Here is a 14,042-nt window from a genome sequence, read left to right on the forward strand (position 1 = left end):
GTAGGAGATTTGAGGAAGGCTGTCCCTAGTACGAGAGGACCGGGACGGACGCAGCTCTCGTGTGCCAGTTGTCCTGCCAAGGGCACGGCTGGTTTGCGACCTGCGGAAGGGATAAGCGCTGAAAGCATCTAAGCGCGAAGCTCGTTCCGAGATGATATCTCCCACAGGGTTAACCTGGTAAGGCCCGTGGTCAGACCACCACGTTGATAGGCCGGAGGTGTAAGCGCGGTAACGCGTTCAGCCGACCGGTACTAATCGGCCGAGGGCTTGGACTCTTCGCTCGTGCTCGCTATGGAAGGCTCAAGGACACCTCGGTGACCTTGCGATCGGTTGCCGTTAAGGCACCGGTCTCAAGCCCAGGTTTCCGGTGGCTATAGCGGCGGGGCTACACCCGTTCCCATCCCGAACACGGAAGTTAAGCCCGCCCGCGCCGATGGTACTTGGGGGGAGACCCCCTGGGAGAGTAGGTCGCTGCCGGAATATTTCTCAGAAACCGCCCCCCGTGCTCCCGGGGGGCGGTTTTGCTTCTCTCTCCCGAATTCCCCCATTGCGTCGCGCCACCCCAGGCCATGGGGCGGTCATGCTCCGTCCTCCAAGTAGGGTCGAAGAAATGCCTGACGTTCCCGAATCACCCGAGCCGCGTCGGCGGCGCGCCACCGCGCCAAGTGGTGGCGCTCCTCGTCGCGCCCCCGGGAGGTCCGGAGCACCCACCCGCCGCGTCGGCGGTGCGGCGACCGGGGGGGATCGACGGGTTCCGAGCGGCAATGACCGGCGTACGCCGCGACCTGGGGCAACTGGTGAGCGACCCAGCCGCCTGAACGTCCGCAAGGACGTGAGTTGGGGCGACCGCCAGCCGCGTCGGCCGGGCGGCTCGCAAGGGAATGGCCGCCGGGGCGCCGCCGGCGGCGGTCCGATCGGTGGTGTGGGTGCTCGCGGCGCTCGCCCGACCGGCACGTTCCGCCCGCGCGATGGTGAACGGCCCGCGGGGGCATTCGGTGGTCGCGACCGCGACCGTTTGCCCGGCGGCGGCTACCGCGGGGGCGACGGGAATCGGCCCGCGGCGGGTTCCCGAGGTCGCGAGGGCGATCGCCCGACGGCTGGAGGGCGCGGTGGCGACAGGGAACGCCCGAGCGGTGGCTTCCGTGGTCGCGACAGCGGCCGATCGTCCGGCGGCTACCGCGGGGGCGACGGGAATCGGCCCGCCGGCGGCGGTCGTAGTCGAGACGGTGACCGTCCGACCGCGGGTTATCGCGCTGGTGGCGGGGAACGCCCTACCGGCGGTTACCGGGGTCGCGACGGCGACCGCTCATCCGATGGCTACCGCGGCGGTAATGGGGAGCGCACGACCGGTGGTTACCGCGGCCGGGATGGCGAGGGAGGGGCGGCTCGACCACCCCGTCGCGCGCCGGACGAGCGGGGCGGTTACCGCGACTCGCGACCGACTGACCGGGATCGCCCGCGTCCTGACGGCCGTCCGCAGCGCTCCGAAGGCGGGTTCCGCCGACCGCCGGCGGGCTCCACCGGGCGCGGGGAGACATCGTTCTCCCCTCGCGGAGCAAGCCCGCGCGGCGCCGCGCCGCGCAGCGGCCGTCCAGCGCCGGACCGCACGCGTGACCGGCCGAGCACGGGCACTCGAGGCGGTGCACCACGCTCTAGTGGCGGTGGTGCGAATGGCAGGTCCTTTCCTCCTCGCCAGGGCGGTGACCCGCGCGCACGAGGTGCAGCGGCCGGCCGCTCGCGGGGCGAGCGCGATGCGGGTGGTGCACCCGAGCGAGGCGCTTCATCCCGTGGCCGTGTGCAGCGCCCCACGGCTGCGCCGCCCCGGCAGTGGGGCGGGGTAGCCCGTCGCGGGGCGTACGGACTGACCCCGCCCGAGGACGAACGCGGCCCTGCGCGTCGCTCGGAGCGGGCCGAGGCCCCCAGGGAAGCAGCAGCTCCGGGCCGCAAGCGCTTCGCCGTCGTGCAGTCAGGCGCCTCCGCGAAGCCCGCGCGTGCCACGCCGGGCAAGCGCCCAGCCCGCCGGCGCCAGGCGTTGCCCGTCGACGTGAAGTCCGAGCTGCACGCAGCGGGCGGCTCCCGTGACGCGGCGCGCCTCGAACTGCGCCTCGCCGACGCGACGGGCGCCTATGACCGCGAGCGCTACAGCGACGCGCTGACGACGTTGAAAGAGCTGGTGCGGGTGGCACCGGCGAGCACGGCGGTGCGTGAGCTGTACGGGCTCACCCTCTATCGCCTGGGCCGCTGGAAGGAGGCGCGCCGCGAGCTGCGCGCCCTGTACGAGCTCACCGCGTCGGTCGACCAGCACCCGGTGATGGCGGACTGCGCGCGAGCGCTGCGCGACCACGACGAAGTCGCCGAGCTCTGGGCAGACCTGCGTCGTGCCGGGGCCGGGAGCGACGTCCTCGCCGAGGGCCGTCTCGTGATGGCCGGTTCGCTCGCCGACCGGGGGCGCTTCGACGAGGCGATCGGGATCCTCGCGCCTTCGGTCACGCGTGAGCTGCGCAAACCCCTCGATCGCCACCTCCGACAGTGGTACTCGCTCGCCGACCTCTACGAGCGCTCCGGCGACGTGCCGCGCGCCCGCGAACTGTTCCGTCGGGTCGTGAGCACCGACCCCGACTTCGCCGACGCGCTGGACCGCCTCACCGCTCTCGCATAGCGCCATCTCCTTGCGATCGGGGTCACGACTCCCGTTGGCCCCGGCGGAGGGGCAGATAGGCTGGCGCCAGTCACGCTGTGACCGAGTTATGCCGCCAGCCGCGGTCGGAGAACCGGAGGAGTCGCAGATGGGGACGAACCTCGAAGAGCTGCTCGGGGACGAAGCAGAGGACCTGCTCTCCCACGTATCGAAGACGATCAACAAGGAGCAGCTGAACCTCCCCGGGCCGGACTACATCGACCGGGTGATGCTCGACAGCGACCGCACCCCGTCGGTCCTCCGCAGCCTCTCAGGCCTCTTCGGCCACGGCCGTCTCGGCGGCACCGGGTACCTCTCCATCCTCCCGGTCGACCAGGGCATCGAGCACTCGGCGGCCGCGAGCTTCGCCAAGAACCCGGACTACTTCGACCCGAAGGCGATCGTCGAGCTCGCGATCGCCGCCGAGTGCAACGCCGTCGCCACCACCCTCGGCGGCCTCGGCATCGTGGCGCGCCGCTACGCGCACAAGATCCCCTTCATCGTGAAGCTCAACCACAACGAGCTCCTCACCTACCCGAGCAAGGCCGACCAGATCCTCTTCGGTTCGGTCCAGCAGGCCGTCGATCTCGGCGCCGCAGGGGTCGGTGCGACGATCTACTACGGCTCGGACGAGGCGACCCGTCAGATCCAGGAGGTGAGCGCGATGTTCGCCGAGGCGCATCGCCACGGCCTGTTCACCGTGCTCTGGACCTATCTGCGAAACCCCGCCTTCAAGACCGACGACGCCGACTACCACCTCGCCGCCGACCTCACCGGGCAGGCCAACCACCTCGGCGTGACGATCGAGGCCGACATCATCAAGCAGAAGCAGCCAGAGTGCAACGGGGGCTACACCGCCCTCAAGTTCGGCCGCACCGACCCGCTCGTCTACTCCTCGCTCACGACGGACCACCCCGTGGACCTCACCCGCTGGCAGGTCGTGAACTGCTACATGGGCCGCATCGGCCTCATCAACTCCGGCGGCGAGTCGGCGGGGGTGAGCGACCTCTCGGCGGCGGTGCGCACCGCGGTGATCAACAAGCGCGCCGGCGGTATGGGCCTCATCGTCGGCCGCAAGGCCTTCCAGCGGCCGCTGCGCGAGGGCGTCGAGCTGATCAACGCCGTGCAGGACGTCTTCTTGGACGAGGCGGTCACGGTCGCCTGATCGGGCAGCGGGCCGACCGGCCCGCGGCTCCTAGTCGGCGACGGGCCGGAAGACCATCCCCGTCCGCGGCTTGGGCTGGAAGAAGGTCGTCTTCGGCGGCATCCGCCGGCCGCTGTGCGCCGTGTCGGCGATCTGCGCGACCGTCGCCGGTCGCAGCAGCACCGCCGCCTGTGCCCGTCCGCTCGCCACCGCCGCGGCGCAGATCTGCGCGCCGTGCTGGTACTCGAGGTTGTGGGGGCCGAGGGCGGCCAGCGCCACGTCGAGGCGGCTCGAGTCGAGTGCCGCCTCGGCCTCGCTCTCGACGATCGGCTTCGGCACGAGCAGGTGGTGGCGGCCGGCGTAGACGAGGCCGAGGCCTCCGTCACGGCTCATCTGCCGGCCGAGCTCGGTGATGTCCTCGGCGCCGTCGGAGATCTCGAAGAAGCGGGCGAAGTCCGCGAGCAGGTCGTGGCCCTCGGGAACCCCCGAGACCAGGCGGTGGATCGCCTGCACGAAGAGCTCGTCCTCGGTGAGCTCGACGACGAGCGCCATCACGAGGTCCTCCGCGCCCGCGGCCTCCCCGTTCGCGTCGTGGCGCTCCTGGCGGTAGAAGAGCGAGGTCTCGTAGCGGTGGTGACCGTCGGCGACGACGATCGGGGTGCTCTCGATGAGGCCCGAGATCGTCGCGATCGCCGCGTCGTCGGTGACCGCCCACAGCTCGTGGGTGACGCCGTCGTCGTCGGTCGCGCTCATGTGCGCGGGGCCGGAGCCGGTCGCCGCGGTGCACGCGTCGGTGAGGCCGTCGGCGAGCGACAGGCCCCAGATCGGAGAGGTGTTGATCGCCGTCGCCCGCAGCAGGTCGAGGCGGTCGCCCTTCGGCTTGGGCATCGTCCGCTCATGGGGGAGGACCGAGCCCTCGCCGGCCGCGTCGACGCCGAGGGCTCCGATGACGCCCGTCGACGAGCGGGCGCCGCCCGCCTCGTCCTTGAAGGTCATCCGGTAGACGTACAGGCAGGGCGCGTCGTCGCGACGGAGGGCGCCGTCGCGCTGCCACTCGGCGAAGAGCGCCGCGGCGTTCGCGTAGCGGTCGCCGGGGACTGCGGGGTCCTCGATCGGGAGCTCGACGTGGATCGCGTTGTAGGGGCTGCGCGAGGCGAGCTCAGCGCGCTCCGCGTCGTCGACGACGTCGTAGGGCGGGCAGATCGCGACAGCGAGCGGCGCGAGGGAATCGTCATAGCGCAGGCCGCGAAAGGGCTCGAAACGTGGGGGCACCGCTCATGACTACCACATCGCGAATGGGCCAATTCCCAGGGGTCGGCGCCGACTTCGATGCCAAGATGGCGCGATGACGAGCCAATCGCAGAGCGGGCCGGAAACCTGGGTGGTCGACCTCGATGGGGTGGTCTGGCTGGCCAACGAGCCGATCCACGGGGCCGCGGAGGCGATCCGCCAGCTGCGCGAGTCGGGGCGCCGCGTCGCCTTCTTCACGAACAACTCCTTCGCGCTGAGAAACGACATGCTGAAGAAGTTCGCGGCGCACGGCATCGAGTGCGCGAGCGAGGACCTGATGAGCTCCTCGCAGGCCGCGGCGGGGCTCATGAAGGCGGGGGAGCGGGCGATGGTGCTCGGCGGCCCCGGCATCGTCGAGGCGCTCGAGGCGGCCGGGGTCGAGGTTGTCCCGACCGAGCTCGACCCGGCCGTGCCCCGTCCCGACGCGGTGGTCGTCGGCCTCGACCTCACGCTCAGCATGCCCCGCCTCACCGCGGCGACCCGCGCCATCGCGGCCGGGGCGCGCCTCATCGGCACCAACGACGACGCCACCTACCCGACCCCCGACGGGGCGCTCCCGGGCGGTGGGTCGATGCTCGCCGCCGTGCAGTACGCGACGCGTGCGCAAGCCGTCGTCGCCGGCAAGCCCTACCCCCCGGCCGCCGAGCTCATCCGGGAGAAGCTCGGCCCGGTGGCGGTGATGGTGGGCGACCGCCCCGAGACCGACGGCGCGCTGGCGGTCCGCCTCGGCGCCCGCTACGCCCTCGTCCGTTCGGGGGTGACGCCCCCCGGCGTGGCCGTCGACGACCCGAAGCCCGACCTCGACGCCGCCGACCTCGCGGCGCTCGTGGCCGGCGTCCTCGATGGCGCGCGCGAAGTTCGGAAATGACCCCGGTACGCTGATCGGATGGCTTCTAGCAGCGACCGCGTCAAAGAGGCGATCCGTCACGTCCTCGACACCAGCTCCTCGCTGTCGAAGATGAGCCGCCGAGAGCTCGAGGAGACGGCGCGCACGCTGCTGAAGAGCGCGACCCCGACCAAGGAGAAGATCGAGGACGCGATCGAGGAGCTGCGCGCGCAGTCTCGGCGCGGCGCCGACTACTTCGGGGGGCTGGTGCAGAACGAGCTGCGCCGCGAGCTCGACGCCGCGGCGAAGAAGCGGCGCGCGGAGCTCGCCGACCTCCTCGAGCGGGTCGCAGGCGTCTTCGGGGACTTCCGACGCGACCACAGCTGGGCGCCGGCACAGGGCGCGGCCGCGCCTTCGGAGGCCGCCGCCGAGAAGAGCCCCGCGAAGAAGAGCCCGGTGAAGGTGAGCCCCGCCAAGAAGGCCTCGCCGAAGAAGAGCCCGGCGAAGAAGGCCTCGCCGAAGAAGAGCCCCGCCAAGAAGACGGCAGCACCGAGCAAGAGCCCCGCCAAGAAGAGCCCGGCGAAGAAGGCTCCCGCGAAGAAGGCGCCTGCCAAGAGGGCCGGGCCGACGCTGGGGAGCAGCGGCGGAGCGACCTCGCGGCCCTAGCGCGCGCGGGGTGGTCGTTGCCCCTGACAGTGCCGCTTGCGAGGATGACACCGTGGCAGTCCAGTTCGTCGCGGATCCGCCGAAGCGGATCGCGCTCGTCATGCACCCCGACCGGCCGCGCGCCCGCGAGCTTGCCGCCGCGGCGCGCGAGTGGTGGGAGTCCCGCGGCCACCTCGTCATCGAGGACGCCTCGCTCGGCGGGCCCGACCCGCGCCTCGGCGAAAAGGACCTCGACCTCGTCGTGAGCCTCGGCGGCGACGGCACCATGCTCCGCACGATGCACGTCGCCGCGGCGCGCGGCGTCCCCGTCCTCGGGGTGAACCTCGGCTCGCTCGGCTACCTCACCCAGGTGGAGCCGGGGCGGGTGGAGGCGGTCTTCGAGCGCCTCGTGCTCGGTGACTACGAGATCGAGGAGCGGATGACCCTCGACGTCTCCTTCACCGGCGAGGCGGGCGACCAGCAGTTCATCGCGTTGAACGACGCGGTCGTCGAGAAGGACGCCCAGGGGCACACGATCCGCCTGCAGCTGCGCATCGGCGGCGCCGACTTCCTCACCTACGTCGCCGACGGCTTCCTCGTCTCGACCCCCTCGGGCTCGACCGCCTACAACCTCTCGCTGCGGGGGCCGATCGTCTCGCCCCGCCTGGACGCGATCGTGCTCACCCCGATCTCGCCGCACATGCTCTTCGACCGCTCGCTCGTCCTCGAAAAGTCCGAGCAGGTCGAGATCGAGATGATCGGGGAGCGGACGGGCGTGCTCGTCGTCGACGGCCTGACGACGATCCCCGTCGTCCCCGGTGACCGGGTGCGCGTGCGCGCCGGCAGCCGACCGGCGCGCGTCATCGCCTTCGACGGCGGCGACTTCTACGGCGTCCTCCGCTCGAAGTTCAACCTCGCCGACCGCTAGCCGATGCTGAGCGAGCTCAGGGTCCGTGAACTCGGGGTCATCGCCGACCTCGACGTCCGCCTCGGCCGTGGTCTCACGGTGATCACCGGCGAGACCGGCGCCGGCAAGACGCTCGTCATCGAGGCGCTCGAGCTGCTCGTCGGGGGGCGGGCGGAGGGCGCGATGGTCCGCCAGGGCGCCGAAGAGGCGATCGTCGAGGGGCGCTTCGTCACCGGCGAGGCCCCCGACGACGAGATCGTGGTGATGCGCAGCGTGCCCCGCGAGGGGCGCTCGCGGGCCACCCTGAACGGGCAGATGGCGACGCTCGCGGCCCTCGCCGACCTCGGCGCCGGCCTCGTCGACCTGCACGGCCAGCACGCCCACCAGTCGCTCCTCCGCCCGGCGGTGCAGCGTCAGGCCCTCGACGCCTTCGCCGGCGTCGACCTCACCGAGGTCCAGGAGCTCCGTCGCGCCCTCAGCGCCCTCGACCGGCGCATCGCCGACCTCGGCGGCGACGACCGGGCGCGGGCGCGCGAGCTCGACCTGTTGCGCTTCGAGCTCGGCGAGATCGAACAGGCGGCGATCGCCGGCGAGTCAGAGGAGGACGAGCTCGCGGGCGAGGAGGAGCGCCTCGCCGGCGCCACCCAGCTCCGCGAGGCGGCCGAGCAGGCGCACGAGGCGGTGGAGGGCGACGGCGGCGGATCGGTCCTCGACACGCTCGGCGCCGCCCTCGCCGCCCTCGACCGCCACCAGCCGCTCGCGGGGAGCCGCGCCCGCCTCGCGGCTGCCGCCGCCGAGCTCGCCGACGTCGCGAGCGAGCTGCGGCGCGCCGCTGAGGACTTCGAGGAGGACCCCGAGCGGCTGGCCTTCGTGCGGGGGCGGCGCGAGCTGCTCCGCCGCCTCATCCGCAAGCACGGCGAGGGCCTCGCCGACGTGCTCGGCGCGGCCCGCGAGGCCGGGGCGCGCATCGCCGAGCTCGAGCGCGCCGACGAGGAGCGCGAGTCGGCGCTCCTCGAGCGCGCGCTCGTCGCCGAGCGCCTCGCGGAGGCCGAGGTGCGCGTCGGCGACCGCCGCCGCGCCGCCGCCCTCCCCCTCGCCACAGAGGTCGAGGGGCACCTCGCCTCGCTCGCGTTGGCGGGCGCCCGCCTCGTCGTGCAGGTGCCGGCCGAGGGGATCGGGGACGAGGTCGAGCTGCTCCTGAGCGCCAACCGCGGCGAGGCCGAGCTGCCGCTCGCGAAGATCGCCTCCGGCGGCGAGCTCGCCCGCGTGATGCTCGCGCTCCGCCTCGTGCTCTCGAGCGCCCCGCCCACCCTCGTCTTCGACGAGGTCGACGCCGGCATCGGTGGCGAGGCCGCGCTCGCCGTCGGCGCCGCCCTGCACGCCCTCGCCGCCGGGCGTCAGGTCTTCGTCGTCACCCACCTTGCCCAGGTCGCCGCCTACGCCAACCTGCACCTCGTCCTCGAGAAGGCCGAGGAGGGGGCGCGCACCGTCTCCCGCCTGCGGCCAGTCGAGGGCGAGGAGCGCGTCGTCGAGCTCTCGCGGATGCTCTCCGGCCACCCCGACAGCGCGGCCGCCCGCCTGCACGCCGCCGAGCTGCTCGAGATGACCGGGCGGGCCGCAGCGCGCGCCAGCGCGCGCTGAAAGCTCCGCCACGTCGTCGCGCGCGCCTTGTAGTTTGGAGCGGGCCAAGGGAAACGGAGGACCGTTTGGCGAAGTTCGTGTTCGTGACCGGCGGCGTGTCGAGCTCGCTCGGCAAGGGGCTCACCGCCTCGTCGCTCGGTCGGCTGCTCAAGGCCCGTGGGCTCCGGGTGACGATGTGCAAGCTCGACCCCTACATCAACTTCGACCCCGGCACGATGAACCCCTTCGAGCACGGTGAGGTCTTCGTCACCGACGACGGCGGGGAGACCGACCTCGACCTCGGCCACTACGAGCGCTTCATCGACGAGAACCTGCTGCGCGCGTGCAACGCGACGACCGGCCAGATCTACTCCTCGGTGATCCAAAAGGAGCGGCGCGGGGACTACCTCGGTAAGACCGTGCAGGTCATCCCGCACATCACCGACGAGATCAAAGACCGCGTGAAGCGCCTCGCGACCGACGACTACGACGTCGTGATCACCGAGGTCGGCGGCACCGTCGGCGACATCGAGATCGTCCCCTTCCTGGAGGCGATCCGCCAGTTCCGCCGCGAGGTCGGCCGCGAGAACGTCTGCTACGTGCACCTCACCCTCGTGCCCTACCTCGCCCCCTCGGGGGAGCAGAAGACCAAGCCGACCCAGCACTCGGTGACCGAGCTGCGCAGCCGCGGCATCCAGCCGGACGTGATCGTCTGCCGCAGCGACCACCCGATCAACGAGTCGCTGAAGCGCAAGATCTCCCTCCTCTGCGACGTCCCGATGGAGGCGGTCGTCTCCGCCGTCGACGCGCAGAGCATCTACGAGATCCCGATCCTCCTGCACGAGGAGGGCTTCGACGACATGGTGCTGCAGACCCTCGGCCTCGACAGCGGCAACCTCGACCTCTCCTCCTGGGAGGCCTTCCTGCAGCGCGTCGCGCTCGCCACCCAGACGGTGCGCATCGGCGTCATCGGAAAGTACGTGAACCTCCCCGACGCCTACCTCTCAGTCGCCGAGTCCCTCCGCCACGCCGGCTTCCACCACGGCGCGGCGGTGGACATCCGCTGGATCCAGGCCGAGTCGGTGAGCGCCTTCGCCCTCGACGAGCTCGCCGAGCTCGACGCGATCGTCATCCCCGGCGGCTTCGGCGAGCGGGGCATCGAGGGCAAGATCACCGCCGCCGCCTGGGCGCGCGAGTCCGGCGTCCCCTGCCTCGGCCTCTGCCTCGGGCTGCAGGTGATGGTCATCGAGTACGCCCGCTCTGTGCTCGGCCTCGCGAAGGCGAACTCGAGCGAGTTCGACGAGGAGAGTCCTGACCCGGTGATCGACCTCATGGACGAGCAGCTCGACGTGACCGACGTCGGGGGCACGATGCGCCTCGGCGCGCACGTCGCGAAACTGCGGCCGGGCTCCCAGGTCGCCGAGCTCTACGGCGAGCAGACCGTCACCGAGCGCCACCGCCACCGCTACGAGGTGAACAACCGCTACCGCCAGCGCCTCGAGGAGGGTGGGCTGCGCCTCTCGGGGCTCTCGCCCGACGACCGCCTCGTCGAGTTCGTCGAGCTGCCGAGCCACCCGTTCTGGCTCGGCACGCAGGCACACCCGGAGTTCAAGAGCCGCCCCGACCGGCCGCACCCCCTCTTCCGGGGGCTCGTCGGGGCCGCCCTCGAGCGGGCGCGGGCGCGCAATCCGCACCTGTTCGAGATCGACCTCGATGCCGCCGGCTGAGGGCGACTTCCGCTTCGTCGGCGAGCGCGAGCGTTTCCACGGCGCCTTCTTCAACGTCGTCTCGGCGACCTTCCTCGACCCCCACGGCTACACCTTCGAGCGCGAGATCGTCCGCCACCCGGGCGCCGTCGTGGTCGTGCCCATCGAGGACGAGCACGTCCTCATGGTCCGCCAGTACCGGGGGGCGATCAACCGCTACGTCCTCGAACTGCCCGCCGGCAAGCTCGACGTCCCCGGTGAGCCGAAGGCCCGCGCCGCGGCGCGCGAGCTCGCCGAGGAGGTCGGCCGCGTCGCCGAGCACCTCACCGAGCTCGGCTCGTTCCACAACTCGCCGGGCTTCACCGACGAGCGCACCACCTGCTTCCTCGCCGAGGGGCTGACGAGCGTGGCCACCGACCTGCAGGGGATCGAGGAGGAGCACATGCACCTCGAGGCCGTCCCCCTCGCGGAGATCGACGGCCTCGTCGCGCGCGGCGAGCTCGACGACGCGAAGTCGATGATCGCCCTCGGCCTCGCCGCCCGCCACCTGGCGCTGCGCGCCGGCTGAGTTGGCGAGCCGCCGCCCGCTCAGCACCGACGCCGAGGAATACCTCTCCTACCTCGCCGTCGAGCGGGGGAGGGCGCCGAACACGATCGCCGCCTACCGCCGCGACCTCGCCGGCTACGAGGAGTTCCTCTCCGGGCGGGGCCTCGCGCTCGCGGCGGTGACCCCCGCGGTCCTCGACGACTACCTCGCCTTCCTCGCCACCACCGGCCTCGCCCCGGCGACGCGCTCGCGCGCCGCGGTCGCGGTGCGCGGCCTGCACGCCTTCTGCACCGAGGAGCGGGGCCACGCCGTCGACCCCGGCGCCGAAGTGCGCGGGCCGCGCGTCCCCGCCTCGCTCCCGAAGGCGCTCACCGAGGAGGAGGTCCTCCGCCTCCTCGGCGCGGTCACCGGCGACGAGCCGGTGGCGCTGCGCGACCGGGCGGTCCTCGAGCTCCTCTACGCGAGCGGGCTACGCATCTCCGAGCTCGCCGGCCTCTCCCTCGGCGACCTCGACCTGCGCGCCGGCCTCGTGCGCGTGCTCGGGAAGGGCTCCAAGGAGCGCATCGTCCCCGTCGGCCGCCACGCCGCGGCGGCGCTCTCGGCGTGGCTCTCGCCGCGGGGCCGCGAGCGCCTCGCCCCCGCCCGCTGGCGCCAGCGCGGCGACGCCGAGGCGCTCTTCTTGTCGACGCGCGGCCGGCGCACCAGCCGCCAGGCGGTGTGGACCGTCGTCCACCACGCGGCGCTCGCCGCCGGCCTCGCGGACCGGGTCACGCCGCACGTGCTGCGGCACAGCTTCGCGACCCACCTCCTCGACCACGGCGCGGACATCCGCGTCGTCCAGGAGCTCCTCGGCCACGCCTCGATCGCGACCACCCAGATCTACACCAAGGTCTCCCCCGAGCGGCTGCGGCGCGCCTACCTCGCGGCCCACCCGCGGGCGACGACCCCCCGCCGACCTGCCGTTAAGGTGGCCAGCGACGACTCGGCGAGGAGGGACGATGGGGATCTACGACGCTCCGGTGCGGCGCCTGGACGGCGCTGAGGCCTCCCTCCACGCCTACGAGGGGGAGGTCCTCCTCGTCGTGAACGTCGCCTCGGCGTGCGGCTTCACCCCGCAGTACACGGGCCTGCAGGCCCTCGAGAGCCGCTACGCCGGGCAGGGCTTCGAGGTCCTCGGCTTCCCCTGCAACCAGTTCGGCGCGCAGGAGCCCGGCAGCAGCGAGGAGATCGCCAGCTTCTGTGAGACCAACTATGGGGTGACCTTCCCGATGTTCGAGAAGGTCGAGGTGAACGGCGAGGGGCGCACCCCGCTCTACGCGCTGCTCACCGAGACCCCCGACGGCGAGGGCGAGGCGGGCGACGTCTCGTGGAACTTCGAGAAGTTCCTCGTCGGCCGCGACGGCAGCGTCCTCGGCCGCTACCGCTCGAAGACCGCCCCCGAGGACCCCGCGCTCACCGGCGCCATCGAGGCCGCGCTCGGCAGCTGAGCCCGCCCCCGAGGAGCCCGGCGCCCACCGGCGCCGTAATGCGAGAAGACTAGGTACCGACATGTCCGAAGAATCCACCACGCTCGACTACGGCGCGCTGCTCGCGGAGGAGCGCGCCTCGCTCGAGCACCAGCTCGCCGAGCTCGGCTTCGGCACGCCCGGCGAGACCGGCCTCGACTACGACTCGAACTTCGCCGACTCCTCGCAGGTGAGCGCGGAGCGCGGCGAGACCGAGGCGCTCGTCGGCGAGCTGCGCAAGCAGCTGCACGACGTGGAGCGCGCCCAGCAGCGCCTCGCGGAGGGGACCTACGGCTCGTGCGAGAAGTGCGGCCGAGCGATCGCCCCGGCGCGCCTCGAGGCGATGCCCGCCGTCACGACCTGCATCGAACACGCCTCGAGCGCCCGCTAGCCGCGACCGTGACACTCAACGCGGAGGCGCGCCGGCGACGCTTCCACCAGTACGGCCCGTGGGCGCTCGTCATCGGCGTGGCGGTGATCGCGCTCCTCGTGCAGGCGGTGCGCCGCCACGCGATCCACGCCAGCTACGTCTACTACTTCCTCGTCCTCGTCCCCTCGATCGTGCTGCACGAGGTGAGCCACGGCTTCGTCGCCAACCTCTTCGGCGACGACACCGCGAAGCGGGCGGGGCGCCTCACGCTGAACCCGCTGCGCCACATCGACCCGGTGGGGACGATCGTGCTGCCGGCGCTGCTGTTGTTCTTCGGCGCCCCCGCCTTCGGCTGGGCGAAGCCGGTGCCGGTCTCGGTGAACCGCCTCCGCCACCCCCGCAACCAGTCGGTGCTCGTCAGCCTCGCCGGCCCGGCGACCAACCTCGTGATCGCTGCGGCCGCGGGCTTCGCGCTGATGCTCACGACGCACAGCGGCGCGACGCTCGGCCCTTCGCTGTCGGTCCCCTTTCAGCTGCTCTTCCTGCTCGGGGTGGCCAACGTCATCGTCGCGATCTTCAACCTCATCCCGATCCCGCCGCTCGACGGCTCGGCGGTGATCGAGCGCTTCCTGCCGGCGAGCGCGCTGCCCCGCTACTACCAGCTGCGCCAGCTCTCGATGGTGTTGATCCTGCTGTTGGTCTTCTTCGGGGGCGGTTTCCTCAATAGTCTCTTCGACCATGCCCTCACTACCTGGCAGCGCATCTGGCTCCCGAACTACTGAGCTGACGCCGTCATCGCACCGCG

General features: G+C 72.2%; 13 protein-coding genes and 2 rRNA genes. 14 read left to right on the forward strand and 1 reads right to left on the reverse strand.

Translation table 11 applies throughout. The annotated features are described in order from the left end of the window. From VNF07_00630 to VNF07_00645, 4 genes are all read left to right on the forward strand, one after another. A 23S ribosomal RNA gene (locus VNF07_00630) occupies positions 1 to 275 on the forward strand; the annotation flags it as partial. Between the two features lie 88 nt (positions 276 to 363). After that, positions 364 to 480, forward strand: a 5S ribosomal RNA gene (gene rrf, locus VNF07_00635). A 1,480-nt stretch (positions 481 to 1,960) separates the two neighbouring features. Then, positions 1,961 to 2,659 (forward strand): tetratricopeptide repeat protein, encoded by a 699-nt coding sequence (locus VNF07_00640; protein ID HVB04744.1) that lies wholly within the window; start codon positions 1,961 to 1,963, stop codon positions 2,657 to 2,659. A gap of 127 nt (positions 2,660 to 2,786) precedes the next feature. Then, a complete protein-coding gene (locus VNF07_00645) occupies positions 2,787 to 3,842 on the forward strand; it encodes a class I fructose-bisphosphate aldolase (GenBank protein ID HVB04745.1) in 1,056 nt (351 codons plus the stop codon). Positions 3,843 to 3,872: 30 nt separating this feature from the next. On the opposite strand, the gene VNF07_00650 is transcribed toward VNF07_00645, so the two are convergent. Then, entirely contained in the window at positions 3,873 to 5,093 is a 1,221-nt protein-coding gene (locus VNF07_00650; GenBank protein ID HVB04746.1) for a DUF1015 domain-containing protein, read from the reverse strand. A gap of 73 nt (positions 5,094 to 5,166) precedes the next feature. On the opposite strand from VNF07_00650, the gene VNF07_00655 reads away from it, so the two are divergent. From VNF07_00655 to VNF07_00700, 10 genes are all read left to right on the forward strand, one after another. Next, entirely contained in the window at positions 5,167 to 5,979 is an 813-nt protein-coding gene (locus tag VNF07_00655; GenBank protein HVB04747.1) for an HAD-IIA family hydrolase, read from the forward strand. An 18-nt stretch (positions 5,980 to 5,997) separates the two neighbouring features. After that, positions 5,998 to 6,603: a hypothetical protein gene (locus tag VNF07_00660; GenBank protein ID HVB04748.1), complete on the forward strand. Its 606-nt coding sequence runs from the start codon at positions 5,998 to 6,000 to the stop codon at positions 6,601 to 6,603. A gap of 52 nt (positions 6,604 to 6,655) precedes the next feature. Then, positions 6,656 to 7,510, forward strand: coding sequence for an NAD(+)/NADH kinase (locus VNF07_00665; GenBank protein ID HVB04749.1), 855 nt, complete (start codon positions 6,656 to 6,658; stop codon positions 7,508 to 7,510). Positions 7,511 to 7,513: 3 nt separating this feature from the next. Then, on the forward strand, positions 7,514 to 9,130 hold the full coding sequence (gene recN / locus VNF07_00670) for a DNA repair protein RecN (GenBank protein ID HVB04750.1): 1,617 nt from the start codon (positions 7,514 to 7,516) through the stop codon (positions 9,128 to 9,130). Between the two features lie 65 nt (positions 9,131 to 9,195). After that, positions 9,196 to 10,836 (forward strand): CTP synthase, encoded by a 1,641-nt coding sequence (locus VNF07_00675; protein ID HVB04751.1) that lies wholly within the window; start codon positions 9,196 to 9,198, stop codon positions 10,834 to 10,836. Next, positions 10,823 to 11,383: an NUDIX hydrolase gene (locus VNF07_00680; protein HVB04752.1), complete on the forward strand. Its 561-nt coding sequence runs from the start codon at positions 10,823 to 10,825 to the stop codon at positions 11,381 to 11,383. Before VNF07_00675 ends, VNF07_00680 begins: the two co-directional genes overlap by 14 nt. A gap of 1 nt (position 11,384) precedes the next feature. Continuing rightward, a complete protein-coding gene (locus VNF07_00685) occupies positions 11,385 to 12,404 on the forward strand; it encodes a tyrosine recombinase (GenBank protein HVB04753.1) in 1,020 nt (339 codons plus the stop codon). Continuing rightward, a complete protein-coding gene (locus tag VNF07_00690) occupies positions 12,361 to 12,849 on the forward strand; it encodes a glutathione peroxidase (GenBank protein ID HVB04754.1) in 489 nt (162 codons plus the stop codon). Before VNF07_00685 ends, VNF07_00690 begins: the two co-directional genes overlap by 44 nt. Before the next feature lie 61 nt (positions 12,850 to 12,910). After that, positions 12,911 to 13,258, forward strand: coding sequence for a TraR/DksA C4-type zinc finger protein (locus tag VNF07_00695; GenBank protein ID HVB04755.1), 348 nt, complete (start codon positions 12,911 to 12,913; stop codon positions 13,256 to 13,258). 8 nt (positions 13,259 to 13,266) lie between these two features. Then, positions 13,267 to 14,019: a site-2 protease family protein gene (locus tag VNF07_00700; protein HVB04756.1), complete on the forward strand. Its 753-nt coding sequence runs from the start codon at positions 13,267 to 13,269 to the stop codon at positions 14,017 to 14,019. The last annotated feature ends 23 nt before the right edge of the window (positions 14,020 to 14,042 follow it).

The organism is Acidimicrobiales bacterium (genome assembly GCA_035533595.1).
Classification (GTDB): domain Bacteria; phylum Actinomycetota; class Acidimicrobiia; order Acidimicrobiales; family Bog-793; genus DATLTN01.